The following is a 14,926-nucleotide window of genomic DNA, read 5'->3' on the forward strand; positions in this document are numbered from 1 at the left end:
GATGGCTCCCATGGCTTCTTCCACTCCACTGGCTGCTTACCGCATCACACCGGGCGAGGGAAACCTCCGGACGCTTCGTCTGGACGACTCACTGATCGGTCTCAAACGCTGGCAGTTCCAGGGAGAGCGGGCCGAGCGGCCCACCGAGTTCGGTGCGGAGTGGACCGGTGACCGGAAAGGGCGTGAGGCGGAGTTCGCCTCCGACTGTCCGGGGGCACCGGTGTTCAGCCGTCGTCTCGCCGGTCGGCTGGGTGACCAGCTGGAGAAGGCAGGACGTCTGGTGCCGGTCCGGGTCGCCGGGACAGCGGCGGACGACTACGTCCTCTACGTCGTGGAATCCCTGGTCGACTGCCTGGACACACGCCGGTCGTCGCAGCCGAAGAAGGCCACCGGGGAGATGAAGAAGATGGTCTTCCGCCCTGAGGCGTATCCGGTCGACCTGCCGGCGTTCCGGGTGCCGGAGTTTCCCGTCGCCGTCTGCTGGAACGGCTGGATGCTGGACCTCCTGAAGGACGTCGTCGGCGACGATGTCATCGGCCGCCTCCTGTGGTCCCCGGATCCGGCGGCCGCGCCGCACCCCGACCCGTGGGGTGTCTGACCGGATACGCGAGCCCACGCGGCCGTTGCCGCCGTACGGCGCAGCAGACGCGCCGCCCAGGGCTGGGGCCGGCCCGGGAGCGCCATCGCGACGGCCCCCGCCGCGGCGATGAGCGCGCCGACGGCACAGACCGCGGACAGGCCCGGACCCAGCAGCACGTCCGTCACTCCCCCTCTGAGCCCCGTGTCACGAAGACCCTAGCCCCGCGGGACATCCCTGACGTACACCACACCGTCGGTCCGGGTCAGGTGGGCCGGGTCGAGCGGGGCGTAGCCGAAGTACGGGGACACTCGGGGAGCGGGGCGCGTGTCGGCGAGGGCGGCGGCCAGTCGGGGGGCGTCGACGACGCAGCGGCCCTCCGGAAGGGTGTACAGGAGTCCTTCGAGGGTGTCCGGGGGCGGGGTGTCCACCCCCTGGTGCCGGATCGTGCCGAGGGCCGTGGCCAGGAAGGCGTACTGCTCGCCGAGCCGAGCGCTCACGAGCGCGCCGGCGCTCCACCACTCCAGCAGCGGGTGGTCCCACATGCGCATCGTGCTCCTGTCCCGCTGGAGGTGGCTGTTGTGGGCATGGACGAGTACCGGTCCCCGGTCGGCGAGGGCGAGGAGGTTGCCGGCCATCATTCCGTCCCGGGTGGCCAGCAGCCGGGTCATGCGGGCCGGTGAGGTGTCGGCCGTCCAGTGGTGGTAGCGCAGCAGGCCGGTGGCGGTACGGCCGTACAGACGCGCCCGGTCCCGGTCGTCCCGCGAGGTCGCGGTGATCAGGTGGGGTGCCTGTGTGTCGAGCAGCACCACCAGGTCGTCGGCGAGCAGCCGCAGTTCCTTGGCCTCGGCCGAGCGGCCCACGGACCGGGACGGGTCCGTCATGACGGCCGGATTCGTCCACGGCTCGTCGGCGCCGAGCAGGCGGTCGAGGGTTTCCGCGGTGCAGGGCAGCAGGTCCGCGTCGATGTGGGCCGCGAGGTGGGCGTGGAGCGCGGTGAGGGACTGCCGGGGGCTCGCGGCGCCGGTGATCTCCAGCGGGCCGTCGAAACCGGCGAAGCGGAGCCGCTCCGACTCGGGTCGGTCCTCGTTGTGCGCCCGCATCCAGCGGACGAGTTCACGGTTGCCCGGGAACGCTCCCCACTCGTGGCTGAACCCGCGCTCCATGGCCTCGTCGAGGGTGCCCGTGCCCGACGTGACGTAGGCGTCCACGAGCAGGCCCCGCACGCAGTCGCTCTCGATCGCGATCGTCCGGTAGCCCTCCTGCTCGACGAGTTGCCGAAAGAGCTCGTTGCGCAGGTCGAGCAGAGTGTCCTCGCCGTGGGTGGGCTCGCCCAGGGCGAGGAGCCGCGGGCGGGCCGGAAACAGCTTCATGACGGCTGAGGCCTCGACGGCATGGGTGATGTCCGTGATGTCGGTTGCCATGCCTTCAACGGTATCGTTGAACTTTCGGTGGAGACTTGGGCGCGATATCGTCCGCAAGATGGGTCGGAACCTTCAAAGCGGTGAGAAGCTCAGGCCGATCGACCTGGCGCGGCGGCACGGTCTGTCCACGCAGGCCGTCAGGAACTACGAGGAGGCCGGCATCCTCCCCGCCGCCGACCGCACGGCGACCGGCTATCGCACCTACACCCCGCTGCACGCACGAGCCCTGCGCGCGTTCCTCGCCCTGGTGCCCGGGCACAGTCACCCGACGGCGACGGCGATCATGCAGGCGGTGAACCGGGGCGCCGCCGACGAGGCGTTCCGCCTGATCGACGAGAGCCATGCCCAATTGCTCGACGACCGGCGCACACTCCAGGCCGTCGAGAGGGCCCTGCGTGACCTCTCCCGCCGTACGGGTGCCGCACACGACGCCTCGCCGCCCCGGCCCGGCCGTATGTTCATCGGGTCACTGGCCGGGGAGCTCGGGATTCGGCCGGCGACGCTGCGCAAGTGGGAGGACGCCGGGCTCGTACGACCGCGCCGAGATCCGGTGACCGGGTACCGGGTCTACGACGAGTCCGACGTACGCGACGCCCGGCTGGCGCACCAACTCAGGCGCGGCGGCTACCTGCTGGAGCAGATCGCACCCCTGATCCAGCAGGTGCGGACGGCGGGCGGGCTGGGGCCCCTGGAGGGCGCACTGCGCGACTGGCAGGATCGGCTGTCCGCCCGCTCGCGCGCGATGCTGACCGGGGCGGCAGAGCTGGAGGCGTACCTGCGCGCACGCGCGTGAAGACCCTCGGTGTCCCGGTGTCCGACTCGTACCACGTGGGCGCGGGTGGTTCGACGCGGCTCGGCCGGCGCTCATCACGGGCGCGGGCGTCGCCCTGCCGGCGGACTCCGTCCTCGTTCCCGGCGACACGAAGAAGCCGGCCCAGCCCTGTCAGGGCTTCTCCGACCGTCGGTCCGCCCTCATCGGCCTGGAGAACCTGCCTGGCCGTCAAATAATAAGGAAAGCCTGGCTGTCCACCGCGAGCAGGCCGCGGTCCGGTAGGTCAGGAAGAACCCGCGGAGTTCACCCCATGGCCCTCGTTCTCATCCCGATTCTCCTGCCCTTCCTGGTCGGCCTGTGGTTCTGGGGCCGCCCGCTGCTCTCCGGCACGTGGCGGCGCAGTCCCGCATGGTTCACCTGGAGCGCGGTGCTCCTCCTGCTGGGAGCCGGTGTCAGCCACCTCGTCGGCTCCCTCGCCGGGGCGTCGCTGGACCCGGAGGAGGCATGCCACAAGGCGGGCCAGACCTACGACCGGGCGTACCGCAGGGTGAACTTCGAGGAGTACACGCGGTGGTTCCCGCTGCACGACAAGTGTCACGCGGGGTACGACCTGGTCCCGGCTTGGGTGAACCCGGTGCTGGTCGTGCTCCCGGTCCTGGCGCTGTTCTGCCTGGCCTGTGCCGTGGTCCTGACCGTCGTCCGACTCCGTACCGACAAGAAGGGCACTTCATGACCGCTTCGAGCGGACGCCATGTGCCTGGTGCCACCGGGAGCCCGGCCGGGGCCGTGGCCCCCGGCCTCCTGGACACAGCCCCGACCACGGCCGCCGGTCACCCGGACCCGGGCGTCATCCCGCCAAGCCGAGGGCGCCCAGCAGCATCGGCAGTGAGGCGTGCAGTTCGCGTTCCCAGTACGCCCAGGCGTGGGTGCCCGGGCCGTAGAAGTGGGTGGTCAGGTGCTTGGCGCCCACGCGCTCCAGTTCGGCGGCCAGGGCGTGGTTCTGGCGGTTGAAGTCGGCCTCGAGGGCGCTGGTGTTTCCGGGTGCGTCCAGGGGGCCGGTGGTGCCGTCGCCGCAGGACAGGTACACGGGGATCGACTTGAGCCGCTCGGCCAGGTGGAACGGGTCGTGGGCCTGCCAGACGCGGCGTTGCGCGACCGGGTCGCCCCAGACCCGCAGCGGGTCGCCGCCCTGGCCGGCGAAGAACCCCATGATGCGGTCGACCGACTCGTCGTCGAGGAGTGGGTGGGCTGAGCCGGAGTACGCGGCGGTCGCCCTGAACATGCCGGGGTGCCGGGCGGCGTAGAGCAGCGCGCCCTGGCCGCCCATCGACAGTCCGGCGACGACGCGGTTCCGGCCGGCGCCCCAGTCGCGTTCGAGGAGGTGGCGCAGTTCCACCGTGTGGAAGGTCTCCCACGCCGGGTCGCCTCCCTCGCCGTGGTTCCACCAGTCGCTGTACCAGCCGTTCCAGCCGGCCTCCGGCATGACGACGAGCGCGTCGCGCAGGCTGTCGGTCTCGGCGACGTCGGTCATGGCGGTCCACGAGGTGTAGTCGCCGCAGCAGCCGTGCAGGAGCCACAGGGTCGGCCAGTGCCGGCTCCGGTCGCCGGGGTTCCAGCCGTCGGGGGTGAGGAGACGGACCTCGACCGTACGGCCGCCCAGGGCCGCCGACTTCACCGAGAGGTCGACCTGCCGCTCGGCGACCCGGGTGACCGCGACGACCTCGGCACCGCGTGGGTTCGGGGAACGGGGATCCTCGGCTGTCTCCCCGCCGGCGGTGGGCGCCGGCGGGGCGGCGGCCAGCGCGGGTGCGATCGGTGCGAGGGTGACAAGCACCGTGGCGAGGATGAGCAGGGCTCTGGACCGGCGGGGCAGGACGGCGGTCGTGGTCGCTGACAAGGCGGCTCCCTGAGATGCGGTTCGTCGCTGCGTGAACGGTTCAACCGGGCGGACTCGGAAGACCGTCGCAACCGGCCTTCCCCTGGACGGCCGTGACGATGCACGACACCGGCGCGTCGGTAAGCTCGCGCGGAACGGACCGAGAGAGCCCGACGGTGATACGAGACCTCTGCAACGTCCGGCCGCTTCCCGAGGAGGGCGCGTCCACGCCGCCGACCGATGAGGAGGAGCGGCGTTGGCGGGCCGTGTTGTTCAGTGGGCTGGGCAACGAGATCGCCGGCCAGGGCCGGGCTCGTTGGCCGGCGTGCACGCTCGAGGACCGCCGTCGGCTTGTCGAGGTCTCGAACCGCCTCACCGCCCACTGGGGTCAGCAGGTGTTCGTCGAAGCCGAGGACCACTGTCGCCTCCGGCTCCACCTCGCCGGCCGCCGAGAGGACCGGAAGCGTCGTCGGCGCTACAGCCCCGCCCGCGCCAGCAGTACCGGCAGGGCCTCCGGCTTCACCTTCTGTACCGACCGCACCTGGCCCAGGCCCAGTTCCTCGCGGCTCACCGGGTCGCGGTACAGCGCCTTCGTCGCCTCGGTCACCAGGGTCACGGGGATTATGTAGGGGATGTCGGGGTCCTCGTCGTCGGGACGGGGTCTGTCGTCGGCCTCGGCCACCGCGGCGACCGCCGACTCGGGCCGCGCGAAGAAGAACCAGAGGCGGTCGCCCGGCTCCATGCGGTTGCGGCGGCTGAGCCAGAGCTCCAACTCCGGTTCCTCCTGGGCCAGTCGGAGCATCGTCTCCTTGCCGGACGGCTCTCCGTCCAGCGTGTCCCTGCGCGGATCGAGGATGTAGATCCAGTCCGCCATGGAATCCCCTTAGGTCAGGACGCTCGGCCCGCGTGAAGACACTTCGATGCAGCGTCTCATCGTGCCAGACACCCGGGGCGTGCGCGTACACATTTTCGACACGAAGGCGTCAGGCGCCGGGTTTCAGCGCCCCGTTGCCGAGGCCGTCCCGCGCCAGTGCCGCGATCTGCCGGCTGAGTTCCGCCACCCTCCGCGCCCGCTCCTCGAACTCCCTCAGCGCGTGGAACGCCACCCCGTAGCCGCGCTGCGCGGTGATGTCCATCTGCGGGATGCGGGCGCCCTTGTTGTCGAGCCGGAAGGTGCCGCTGGCGGTGGTGGAGCGGCGGCTGTTGGCGGCGCTGTGCAGGAAGCCCTGGAGGAAGTCCGTGTCGAGCTGGTCGCTGACCGAGACCGGTTCCGGGTCCGCGTACTCGACAAGACCGGCCCTGACCAGGTCGGCGACGCCGACGCTGGGACCGTCCAGGGCCCCGGTGCCCTCACCGGCGACCAGGGCGGGGAGCAGTTCGGCGAGGCGTCGCACCTGTTCGGTCAGCTCCTGGCGCAAGGTGTCGTACTCCGTCACGTAGTCGCGGTGCGACTCCTCGACGTGACGGCTCGGGGTGAGGTCGACCAGGTCGTCGAGCAGATCGATCTGGGGGACCTCGGTGACCTGCTGGGACCGTGGCTCCAGGGGATCGTCCGGGTCGTTCGACGTGAGGTCGACCATGCGTACGGCGGTGGCCGCGTCGTCCGGGGTCCGCGGGCGTCGCAGATGCCACAGGTGCACGGGGAGGGAGTGGGCGGCGGCCGTACCCGGGGCCAGCGCGGTGACCTGGGTGAGGATGCCCCGGCGGACGAGCTCGGCCCGGATGCGGCGGCCGGCCTTGCGGTAGGCCACCGAGGCGGGCATGACCATGATGAGACGGCCACCGGGCGCGGTGTGCGCGTAGGCGTGCTGGAGCCAGGCGAGTTCGCCCTCCGCGCGGGAGGGGGTGCCCAGCTCCCAGCGGGGGTCGAGGAGGAGGTCCTCCCGCCCCCAGTCGGTGTCGCTGACCGGCGGATCGCAGACGACCAGGTCGGCCTTGAGATCGGGCCACCGGTCCGCGCGCAGGGAGTCGCCCCGTTTGATCTCGGTACGGGGGACTTCCGCCAGGTCGGCCCGCGACTGCGCCAGGCGTGCGCTGCGGGCGTCCGCTTCCTGACCGCATCGCCTGGCGCCCTGTCCGGCGCCGACGGCGAGCAGGAGAGTACCGATTCCGCAGGCCGGATCGAACAGCACCGCGTCGGCCGCCACGTCACCCGCGAAGTGCCGGACGGCCCGGACCACTCGGGGCGAGGTCACCTGGTCCGAACCCGCTCGCCGCACGGACTCCGTGAAGCGCTCGGCGAGGCCGCTCACCACGTCCGCGGCGGAACCGCTGCCGGCCATGTGACGGGCGAGCCGGACCGCCCGGTCGGGCAGCGCGGCCGGCGCCTCCTCCCCCGGGGCGGCGAGGGCGTGCGCGATGTCAGCGAGCCCGCCGAGGATGTCGTCGCCGTAGGCGCCCCGCAGCACCTGCCACAGCTGGACCTCGTCGGTGACGTCCTGTCCCTTGCTCTGCTTGTCCAGCCAGGCCTGGACCTCGGCCAGGTCGAAGAGCGGGCTGTTGGCGCCGCCGCCGGCCGGCGCGGGGAAGTCGTCGTACCGCCTCCGCCAGTTCGACACGGCGGCACGGGTGACACCCGCGATACGGGCGATCTCGGAACCGGTGACCAATGGGTTCGCCGGCGTGGCCGGGGTCTGTGGCATACCGAACACGGTACACAGCACCCCGGCCACGTTTCAATGAAAGATGACCGTTGACGACGTCAACGGCGATCGCCCCGCCCGCCGCCTCCGTGCCCGTCCCGTGCCGAGGGCGTTGTCAGTGGCTGCCGATAGCTTGATCCCGTTGCGCCGCTCTGGCGTTGACGTCCCCTTTTCGCATGCATGGGAGATGGTGCGTTGTCGGTCCGGGAGAAGTCGAGCACGGCACGGGTGGTGCCGTCCGCGCGTCCGCGCAAGCTCGCGAAGGTGCCGTTCGTGGAACTGGCCGACGGGCGGTTGCAGGGGGTGGTGTCCAGCGGGTCGGACATCGGGCGGGTGTACGTGTCGTCCGTCGAGGCGGGGACGTACGCGTTCGCGTGCAGCACCAACAACAACCGGCCCTGCGGCGGGGCGCGCGGGGGTTTCTGCAATCACATACGCGCCCTCGTCGATGAGGCCGTGCTGCAGTACGGCGTCGAGCGCGTGGCGCGGTATCTGAAGGCCGAGGTCTCCGGCGAGGCCCCGGATGCTCACACCGTCTTCAGTGCCATGGGCCGCACGCGGCCCGCGCAGGGGGACAGTTCGGCGGCGGCGCAGGTGTTCAGCCGGTTCCTCCGGCACCTCGCGTATCTCGAACTCGCCCCGACCACAGCTCCGTTGCCCGAGATGCAGTGGTTCCCGACGACGAGGGCGGTGGCCTGATGCGTGCCGATCTGCTGAACGACGCCGTCGACGGACTCGACGAGGCCCTCGCGGCCGTGGACGGTTTCGACGAGGCGCTGGTCGCCGGTCTGCTGCGTCCGCAGCCTGCCCGGGCGAGCGGGCTGGCCGCCCTCGCGGCTGCCGTCGCCGGGTCGCCGCTGGCGGCACGGGTCGCCGAGGCCGCCGAGAAGACGGCCGCCGGAGCCGCCGGCGAGGATCACTTCGTGGCGCTCGCGGCCGCTCGCACCGCCCTGCTCGGCTCCGTGCACGACGCGCTCGTCCTGCGGGTCGAGGAGGCCGTCGGGCGGGCGCGGGACGGGGAGAGCGGCACGGCTGCGGCCGACGGGGCGGAACACGCGGTCAACCTGCATGTCGCCGCGCGTAGTTGGCTGTGCGATCTCGCGCGGGCCGGCTGGCACGGTATCGACCACGAGCTGATCGCCGGTGCCGCGCCCGTCGTGTCCGCCATGCTGCCCGACCCGGCGCTGCGCCGCCTGGCCACGCTGCTCGACGGCTTCGCCGCCGAACTCGCCGCCTCCTGTCCCGGTGCGTCCCTGGAGCACGTTCCCGTACGCCGGTGGGCCGACCTGTGGTCGCGAGCCGTGCTGCTGACCCTGCCCGGCGCGGCGTCCGCCCCCGCGGTCGGCGAGGCGACCGGGCGTCTGCTGCCCCTCGGTGTCGACGTGCAGGAGCACGCCACCGCCGTACAGGCGCAGGTGCACGCGGTGTTCGAGCCGGCGGACGGCGGCACACCGCGGCTGGTGCGGGCCTCGGTGTCCGCGCCGAAGCCCGACACCGTCGTCGGGGCGGGGCTGTGGCAGCTGCTCCGGCCGCACCTGTCCCTGCTGGCCGCCGTGGGCGAGGGGCGTGCCATGGAGCTCGACGCGATGCCCGTCACCGGTGAGGGCGATCTGATCTGGGACGACGCCCGGGCCCGTACGGGTGAGCCCGCCGAGGCCTTCGCCACCGCGCGGGTGGCGCTGCCCGCCGCTACCGCCTTCGCGACCGCTCCGCTCGACCGGCACCCGGCCCGGATCACCGTGCCCGTCCTGCTGGAGGGGTACACCGTGGAGGAGGACGAGGGCGGGGTGGCGTTCCGGGTCGCCGGGCAGCGTCTCGCCGTCGACACCGACCGGGTGCCGGCCGCCGGTCCGCTCACCCCCGAGGTGGTCGCCTCGTCCGGTGCGTGTGTCGGGCTGCTGCGCTGGGACGCCGGGGAGTTCCTGCTCCAGCCGCTCGCCGTGGAGAAGACGGTGCGGAGGAAGAGCGTCGCCGTGCACGCCGGGGCCTGGGCCGGGGGGACGACCGACAAGGCCGGCGTGCGCGCCGAGAAGGCCGCCACCGATGCCGTGACCGTGCTGCGCGAGCGCGCCGGAAAGCTGCTGCGGAAATGAGCGAGCAGACCGTTGGAGGCGCCCCGGCGCCCGATCCCGACGAGAACCGGCGGCAGGTGCTGTACTGGCGGCTGCTGGCCCGGCTCTTCGACCCCGAGGAGCAGGCGTCCCTGGAGTCGGCGAGTCTCGCCGTCGTCGAGGACATCGGCCTGCCGTCCGCGCTGCTCGACCCGGGGGCGTCCGTCGACTCCGTGGTGCAGCGGCACCCGGAACTGGCCGCCGAGTTCGACGGGCTGATGACGCCCGGGCCGGACGAGGACGGTGCGCGTGACCGGGCCACCGAGGTGCGGCGCGCGGCGCTCGCGTCGAAGGTGCTGCTGAACGTCTTCGCCCCCGGCTCGGGCACCGTCACCGCCGAACAGCTGGCGCGCTGGCAGTCCGACGCGGGCCGGCTGGAGCGGGCGCTGGGCTGCCGGCCCGGTGAGCTGCGCGGCGGACGCGGCGGCGGCAACCGCGCGGGAGCCGGGCAGGGCGTCAGCCCGACCGGCACCGGCTTCGGCGGCCCCACGCCCGACCTCAGCCGTCTGATCCCCGAGATCGGACCGGAGCTCGGCTCCATCGAGGCCGGCCTCGTCAAGCGCATGCATCTGCGGGAGGTGCTGGCCGATCCCGCGCTGGCCTCGCGGCTGACGCCGAGCATGTCGCTGATCGAGCAGTTGCTGCGCGACAAGAACAACCTCTCCGGTGTCGCCCTCGCCAACGCCAAGGCGCTGATCCGGCGTTACGTCGACGAGGTCACCGAAGTGCTGCGCACCCAGGTGGAGAAGGCCACGGTCGGTGAACTCGACCGGTCCGTCCCGCCCAAGCGCGTCTACCGCAACCTCGATCTCGACCGCACCATCTGGAAGAACCTCACCAACTGGGACCCGGAGGAGGAGCGGCTCTACGTCGACCGGCTCTACTACCGGCACACCAGCCGCAGGACGACACCGCAGCGCTTGATCGTGGTCGTGGACCAGTCGGGCTCCATGGTCGACTCGATGGTCAACTGCACCATCCTGGCCTCCATCTTCGCCGGACTGCCGAAGGTGGACGTCCATCTGATCGCGTACGACACGCAGGCGCTGGACCTCACGCCCTGGGCGCACGACCCGTTCGAGACGCTGCTGCGCACCAAGCTCGGCGGCGGCACCGACGGCACCGTCGCCATGGCGCTCGCCCAGCCGAAGATCGCCGAGCCGCGCAACACCGTCGTGGTGTGGATCTCCGACTTCTACGAATGGCGCACCGACGAGCTGTTCGAGAGCATGGCCGCCATCCACCGCTCGGGGGCGAAGTTCATCCCGGTGGGTTCGGTGACCAGCTCCGGGCGCGGCAGCGTCAACCCGTGGTTCCGGGAGAAGTTCAAGGACCTCGGCACGCCGGTGATCTCCGGCCACATCAAGAAGCTCGTGCACGAACTCAAGACGTTCCTCACCTGATCACCGAACACACCCTCGCCGTGATCACCGTACGGAAAGGCCTTCCCCTCATGTCCGACCTGCTGCGCGCCCCTGCCGAGATCAAGTACGCCGAGGAGCTCGACTGGCTGGAGTCGATCGACGACGGCCCCAAGCCGTTCTCGTGGCGGCTGTCCCCGAAAATGGTCCGTCTGTTCATCCTGGGCTCCGAGCGTGCCGACGGGCTGGACCGGGAGGTGTCGCAGAAGTGGTTCGGCGACCGCAGCTTCGTGGAGCGGTCGATCGTCACCCTCGCCTCCGACCGCGGTCTGCTGCTCATCGGTGACCCCGGCACGGGCAAGAGCTGGCTGGCGGAGCTGCTGTCGGCGGCGATCTCCCGCAACTCCACGCTGGTGGTGCAGGGCACGGCCGGCACCACCGAGGACCACATCAAGTACTCGTGGAACGTGTCGATGGTCATCGCCAAGGGCCAGTCGCGGGAGTCGATGATCCCCTCGCCGATCATGACCGCGATGGAGGCCGGCTCGATCGGCCGCTTCGAGGAGCTGACCCGTTCCACGAGCGATGTGCAGGACGCGCTGATCTCGATCCTCTCCGAGAAGTACATCTCCGTCCCGGAGCTGGAGAGCGGGGGCGGCGACGACAACATCGTCTTCGCCAAGCCCGGCTTCTCGATCATCGCCACGGCCAACAGCCGCGACCGGGGCGTCAACGACCTCTCCTCCGCGCTGAAGCGCCGCTTCAACTTCGTCCGCATCCCGGTGGTGACGAACAGGAAGAGCGAGGCGGAGATCGTCCGCTTCCGCACCGAGGAGCTGCTGCGCCGGCACTCGATCGACCTGGACGTGCCGCCGACCCTGCTGGACGTGCTGCTGCGGAGCTTCGCCGACCTGCGTGCCTCCGCCGCGGCGGCCGGCAGCGACGACGAGAAGCTGGAGTCCGCGCTGTCGACGGCCGAGCAGATCGGCGTTCTGGAGGACGCCGTCCTGCACAGCAACTTCTTCGGCGAGCGCACCCTGACCGCCCGCGCCCTCGCCTCCTCGCTGGTCGGCTCGCTCACCCGGCGCGAGCCCGAGGACCTGGCCATCCTCAACAAGTACCTGCACGGTGTCGTCGAGCCGCGCAGCAAGGAGGAGGGCGGCTCCTGGCCCGAGTTCCTCGAGGGCGGCCGCGACGCGATCGCCACCCTGTCATGAGCGGGCACCGGGAGAGCGGCGCCTTCGCCGGGCTGCGCGGCCAACTCCAGGATGCCGCCGTCGCGTTCGCGGGCGGTCCCGACGCCCTGGAGGGCATCCTGCTCGGCATGGTCGACGACGTCGACCGGGCGGTGCGCGAGCCGCTGGAGATCTTCCCCGTCTGTCACCACTCCCCCGCCTCGGCGCTCGCCATGGCCCGCCGGCTGCGCGAGAAGCAGCCCAAGGTGGTGTACCTGGAGCTGTGCGAGGACATGGCACCGCTCCTGACCGAGCTGCGCAACTGCCGGCTGCCGGTGGCGGTGCAGGCGTTCGCCGGCGACGTCGACGGCTTCCCCGCCGACTGGGCCCCGTTGTCGGTGGTGGCCCCGGTCACGGAGGCGTCCGCCGAGTACCAGGCGATCGCGTACGCCCTGGACACCCCGGGTGTGGAACTGGTCCTGGTCGACCGGTCGGCGGACCACGTCTTCCAGTGGGACAGGAGGGGCGAGCAGGAGCAGGAGGGGGCCGAACCTCCGAAGGAGGCCGAGGCCGCGCTGCACGGCGAGGCCGTCGGCGTCGAGATCGGCGACCTGCGGCCGCGCTTCGCCGAGCTGGAGGAGCACCTGCTGCGCCACGGCAAGGTGCGGCACTGGTCGGAGTGGTGGCACCAGTACGTCGAGGTCCCGCTCGGCGACGGCGCCGCCGACCACGACACCTACCGTCAGGTCATGTTCCTCATCGGCAGCCTGTTCCGGAGGCTCGCCCCCGGCGACGGGTCCCGCGTCCGGGTGGACGAGGACCGCGAGCGGTACATGTGGACCCGGATGCGGGAGCACCTGGCGGCGACCGGCACGGACCCGGAGGACTGCCTGTACGTGTGCGGGGCGTTCCACGCGGCCAGCCGCGTCGAGGAGTTCGGCGTGCACGGTGGTTCGGACACGTTCACGATCTCCCCGCGGACCTCCACCACCTGGCAGTACGGGCTGATCCCGTCCAGCCACGCGGCGATCGAGGCGCAGTTCGGCCTCGCCGCCGGGTCGGTGTCGATCGCCGCGACGGAGTGGGCGAAAAGCCTGAAGCGGGCCCGTGTGCAGCCGTACGTACTGGAGGGGCAGGCCGGGAGGAAGAAGTCCGCGGGCAGAAAGGCGGCCGTCGTCCCCGCTCCGCCGTCCGATGCCGCCGCGGACAGGCTGTCCGGCTTCCTGCGCAGGCCGCCCGTGCTCGACGGGCTCGACGAGGCCGAGCTGCTCGGCTGGTCGGTGGAGATCGTGCGGGCGGCCCGGCGCAACGGCTATCTCGCCTCCACCGCCGACGCCATCGCCGTCTTCGAGACGTCGATCCTGCTCGCCGGCATGCGGGACCGGGCCAAGCCGACGCCGTACGACTTCCAGGACGCGGCGGTCACCTGCATCGAGAAGGACCGCGTCCCGGGGCGGCGGGACGTGCGGCGCCTCGTCGAGATCATGATGGGCGGCGACCGGATCGGGCAGGTCGGGTACGCATCGCTGCCGCCGCTCGCCCGTGACGTGTACGACCGGCTCGCACCGCTGGAGCTGAGGCTCGAGCAGCGCGGGGTGCGCCGGGCGCTGCTGGACATGGCGTCCCGGCCGGAGCTGCGGGCCTGCTCCGACGTGCTGTGGATGCTGCGGCGCCTGCTGCCGCAGGGGGCGGCACGGCCGATCATGGGTGAGCGGCGGCTCGGTGAGCGGTCGATCCAGGAGTCGTGGGACCTGGCGCTCGGGACGCACCAGCGGGCCCTGATCGAGCTGGGCTACGAGGGCGTCAGCCTGGAACAGGTCCTGGAGCAGCGGCTGCGGCGCGACGCGTACGGGCCGCGGGCGACCACGGCGACCGTGCTGGCGGCCGTCGAGGACACGCTCCTGTACCTGGGTGGCCGACGGCTCGCCGACGAGCTCGGCACGCACGCGTTGAAGCTGCTCGCCGCCGAGCGCAGCGTCGACGGGGCGCCGGAGGTGCTGCGCCGGGTGCGTGCGCTGCTGGCGTACTACCGCACCAGCGAGCCGGTGCTGCCGGCGTGGGTCGAGTCGTTCGTCAAGACCGGTTACGCCCACTACTGCACGCTGCTGCCGACGGCGTTCCGGGACGAGGACGCGACGGTGGGGCAGGTCGCGGCGATGCTCGGCTTCCTGTTCTCCATGGAGAGCCTCGCCCTGTCGCTGGGCTGCGACCGGACCCAGCTGGAGCTCGCGGTCGCCCAGTCGCACCCGGACGACCCGGCGAAGACGGCCCTGCTGTGGGCGGCGCAGGTGCAGCTCGGCACCCTGTCCCGGGCCGAACTGCGGTCCCGGTGCGACGAGTTGCTGGACAACCCGCTGGTGGTGCCCTCCTACCCGCGCTACCTGAGCGGTTTCGTGCACGCGCTGGAGCCCGTGCCGGGGCTGGCGGACGTGGTCGTGGAGGCGGTGTCGAACGCGTTCGGACGGCTGCCGGACACGGTGCTGCTGCCGTGGCTGCCGCTGCTGATCACCACCCTGCGCTCGGGCGCGGCGGACCTCGCCCCGCTGATGGTCCGCGAGGCCGGGCGGATCTTCCCGGGCCGGCTGGCGGAGCTGGACGCGTGGGTGCCGCCGTGGCGGACGCCGGAGACGGATCCGTTCGCCGCGAAGCCCGCGGCCGCTGTCCGCCGTGGCGCGGCCCTGCTCACGGCGCACCCGGTGGCGTGCGACGCGGTGGCGGAGCTGCTCGGTTGCGACGAAGGCTGGGCGCGGTCCGACGTCCCCGCTCCGTCGGGTGCGGCGCTGCTGGCCGCGCATCCGGCGACGTGCGACGCGGTGGCGGGACTGCTGGGCTGTGACGAGGTGTGGGCCGACGTCACGGCTCGTCCCGGCCCGTCGGGTGCCGCGCCGGTGAGTCGTCACCCTGCGACGGCCACGGCCCTGGCGGCTTTGCTCGCCGGCAGGTGACCGCGGAGGAGCGGGCCGAGCCCCCGTGGGTGGGGGGGCGGAC

Annotated in this window: 12 protein-coding genes; 8 read left to right on the forward strand and 4 right to left on the reverse strand. The window is 72.1% G+C overall.

Annotated features, from left to right (window positions below):
- Positions 1 to 10 precede the first annotated feature (10 nt).
- A complete protein-coding gene (locus tag ACFXAE_RS20565) occupies positions 11 to 598 on the forward strand; it encodes a hypothetical protein (protein WP_384716611.1) in 588 nt (195 codons plus the stop codon).
- Between the two features lie 197 nt (positions 599 to 795).
- Here the strand turns inward: ACFXAE_RS20565 and ACFXAE_RS20570 are convergent, their stop codons facing one another.
- The gene (locus ACFXAE_RS20570) at positions 796 to 2,001 is read right to left on the reverse strand and encodes an erythromycin esterase family protein (RefSeq protein ID WP_384716614.1); all 1,206 of its coding nucleotides are present in this window, start codon (positions 1,999 to 2,001) and stop codon (positions 796 to 798) included.
- A 58-nt stretch (positions 2,002 to 2,059) separates the two neighbouring features.
- On the opposite strand from ACFXAE_RS20570, the gene ACFXAE_RS20575 reads away from it, so the two are divergent.
- Together ACFXAE_RS20575 and ACFXAE_RS20580 are read left to right on the forward strand one after the other, a co-directional pair.
- Positions 2,060 to 2,794 carry a TioE family transcriptional regulator gene (locus ACFXAE_RS20575; RefSeq protein WP_384716617.1) on the forward strand — a complete coding sequence of 245 codons (735 nt, stop codon included), beginning with the start codon at positions 2,060 to 2,062 and terminating at the stop codon, positions 2,792 to 2,794.
- A gap of 289 nt (positions 2,795 to 3,083) precedes the next feature.
- Positions 3,084 to 3,506, forward strand: coding sequence for a hypothetical protein (locus ACFXAE_RS20580; protein WP_384716620.1), 423 nt, complete (start codon positions 3,084 to 3,086; stop codon positions 3,504 to 3,506).
- Between the two features lie 114 nt (positions 3,507 to 3,620).
- Here ACFXAE_RS20580 and ACFXAE_RS20585 read toward each other — a convergent pair whose 3' ends face one another.
- From ACFXAE_RS20585 to ACFXAE_RS20595, 3 genes are all read right to left on the reverse strand, one after another.
- Positions 3,621 to 4,670 (reverse strand): alpha/beta hydrolase, encoded by a 1,050-nt coding sequence (locus tag ACFXAE_RS20585; RefSeq protein WP_384716623.1) that lies wholly within the window; start codon positions 4,668 to 4,670, stop codon positions 3,621 to 3,623.
- A 454-nt stretch (positions 4,671 to 5,124) separates the two neighbouring features.
- Positions 5,125 to 5,523 (reverse strand): hypothetical protein, encoded by a 399-nt coding sequence (locus ACFXAE_RS20590; protein WP_384716626.1) that lies wholly within the window; start codon positions 5,521 to 5,523, stop codon positions 5,125 to 5,127.
- A gap of 109 nt (positions 5,524 to 5,632) precedes the next feature.
- Complete coding sequence (locus ACFXAE_RS20595) at positions 5,633 to 7,291, reverse strand: N-6 DNA methylase (RefSeq protein ID WP_384716629.1); 1,659 nt, start codon at positions 7,289 to 7,291, stop codon at positions 5,633 to 5,635.
- 180 nt (positions 7,292 to 7,471) lie between these two features.
- Here ACFXAE_RS20595 and ACFXAE_RS20600 point away from each other — a divergent pair, with 180 nt between their 5' ends.
- From ACFXAE_RS20600 to ACFXAE_RS20620, 5 genes are read left to right on the forward strand one after another with little or no spacing between them, the layout of a single operon-like run.
- The gene (locus tag ACFXAE_RS20600; protein WP_384716632.1) at positions 7,472 to 7,990 is read left to right on the forward strand and encodes a hypothetical protein; all 519 of its coding nucleotides are present in this window, start codon (positions 7,472 to 7,474) and stop codon (positions 7,988 to 7,990) included.
- Complete coding sequence (locus ACFXAE_RS20605; RefSeq protein WP_384716635.1) at positions 7,990 to 9,384, forward strand: hypothetical protein; 1,395 nt, start codon at positions 7,990 to 7,992, stop codon at positions 9,382 to 9,384. The genes ACFXAE_RS20600 and ACFXAE_RS20605 overlap by 1 nt, the downstream gene beginning before the upstream one ends.
- A complete protein-coding gene (locus ACFXAE_RS20610; protein ID WP_384716638.1) occupies positions 9,381 to 10,805 on the forward strand; it encodes a VWA domain-containing protein in 1,425 nt (474 codons plus the stop codon). The genes ACFXAE_RS20605 and ACFXAE_RS20610 overlap by 4 nt, the downstream gene beginning before the upstream one ends.
- Positions 10,806 to 10,855: 50 nt before the next feature.
- Positions 10,856 to 11,980, forward strand: coding sequence for an AAA family ATPase (locus ACFXAE_RS20615; RefSeq protein ID WP_384716641.1), 1,125 nt, complete (start codon positions 10,856 to 10,858; stop codon positions 11,978 to 11,980).
- Positions 11,977 to 14,883: a hypothetical protein gene (locus ACFXAE_RS20620; RefSeq protein WP_384716644.1), complete on the forward strand. Its 2,907-nt coding sequence runs from the start codon at positions 11,977 to 11,979 to the stop codon at positions 14,881 to 14,883. Before ACFXAE_RS20615 ends, ACFXAE_RS20620 begins: the two co-directional genes overlap by 4 nt.
- Positions 14,884 to 14,926: the final 43 nt, after the last annotated feature.

It is taken from the genome of Streptomyces sp. NPDC059454 (genome assembly GCF_042749965.1).
Lineage (GTDB): Bacteria > Actinomycetota > Actinomycetes > Streptomycetales > Streptomycetaceae > Streptomyces.

Excerpts from the sequence above, each read along its gene's own strand:
- ACFXAE_RS20595 (WP_384716629.1), bottom strand. The coding sequence starts at position 7,291 with ATGCCACAGACCCCGGCCACGCCGGCGAACCCATTGGTCACCGGTTCC.
- ACFXAE_RS20600 (WP_384716632.1), top strand. The coding sequence starts at position 7,472 with ATGGGAGATGGTGCGTTGTCGGTCCGGGAGAAGTCGAGCACGGCACGG.
- ACFXAE_RS20610 (WP_384716638.1), top strand. The coding sequence starts at position 9,381 with ATGAGCGAGCAGACCGTTGGAGGCGCCCCGGCGCCCGATCCCGACGAG.
- ACFXAE_RS20590 (WP_384716626.1), bottom strand. The coding sequence starts at position 5,523 with ATGGCGGACTGGATCTACATCCTCGATCCGCGCAGGGACACGCTGGAC.
- ACFXAE_RS20565 (WP_384716611.1), top strand. The coding sequence starts at position 11 with ATGGCTTCTTCCACTCCACTGGCTGCTTACCGCATCACACCGGGCGAG.
- ACFXAE_RS20605 (WP_384716635.1), top strand. The coding sequence starts at position 7,990 with ATGCGTGCCGATCTGCTGAACGACGCCGTCGACGGACTCGACGAGGCC.
- ACFXAE_RS20615 (WP_384716641.1), top strand. The coding sequence starts at position 10,856 with ATGTCCGACCTGCTGCGCGCCCCTGCCGAGATCAAGTACGCCGAGGAG.
- ACFXAE_RS20575 (WP_384716617.1), top strand. The coding sequence starts at position 2,060 with ATGGGTCGGAACCTTCAAAGCGGTGAGAAGCTCAGGCCGATCGACCTG.
- ACFXAE_RS20580 (WP_384716620.1), top strand. The coding sequence starts at position 3,084 with ATGGCCCTCGTTCTCATCCCGATTCTCCTGCCCTTCCTGGTCGGCCTG.
- ACFXAE_RS20570 (WP_384716614.1), bottom strand. The coding sequence starts at position 2,001 with ATGGCAACCGACATCACGGACATCACCCATGCCGTCGAGGCCTCAGCC.
- ACFXAE_RS20620 (WP_384716644.1), top strand. The coding sequence starts at position 11,977 with ATGAGCGGGCACCGGGAGAGCGGCGCCTTCGCCGGGCTGCGCGGCCAA.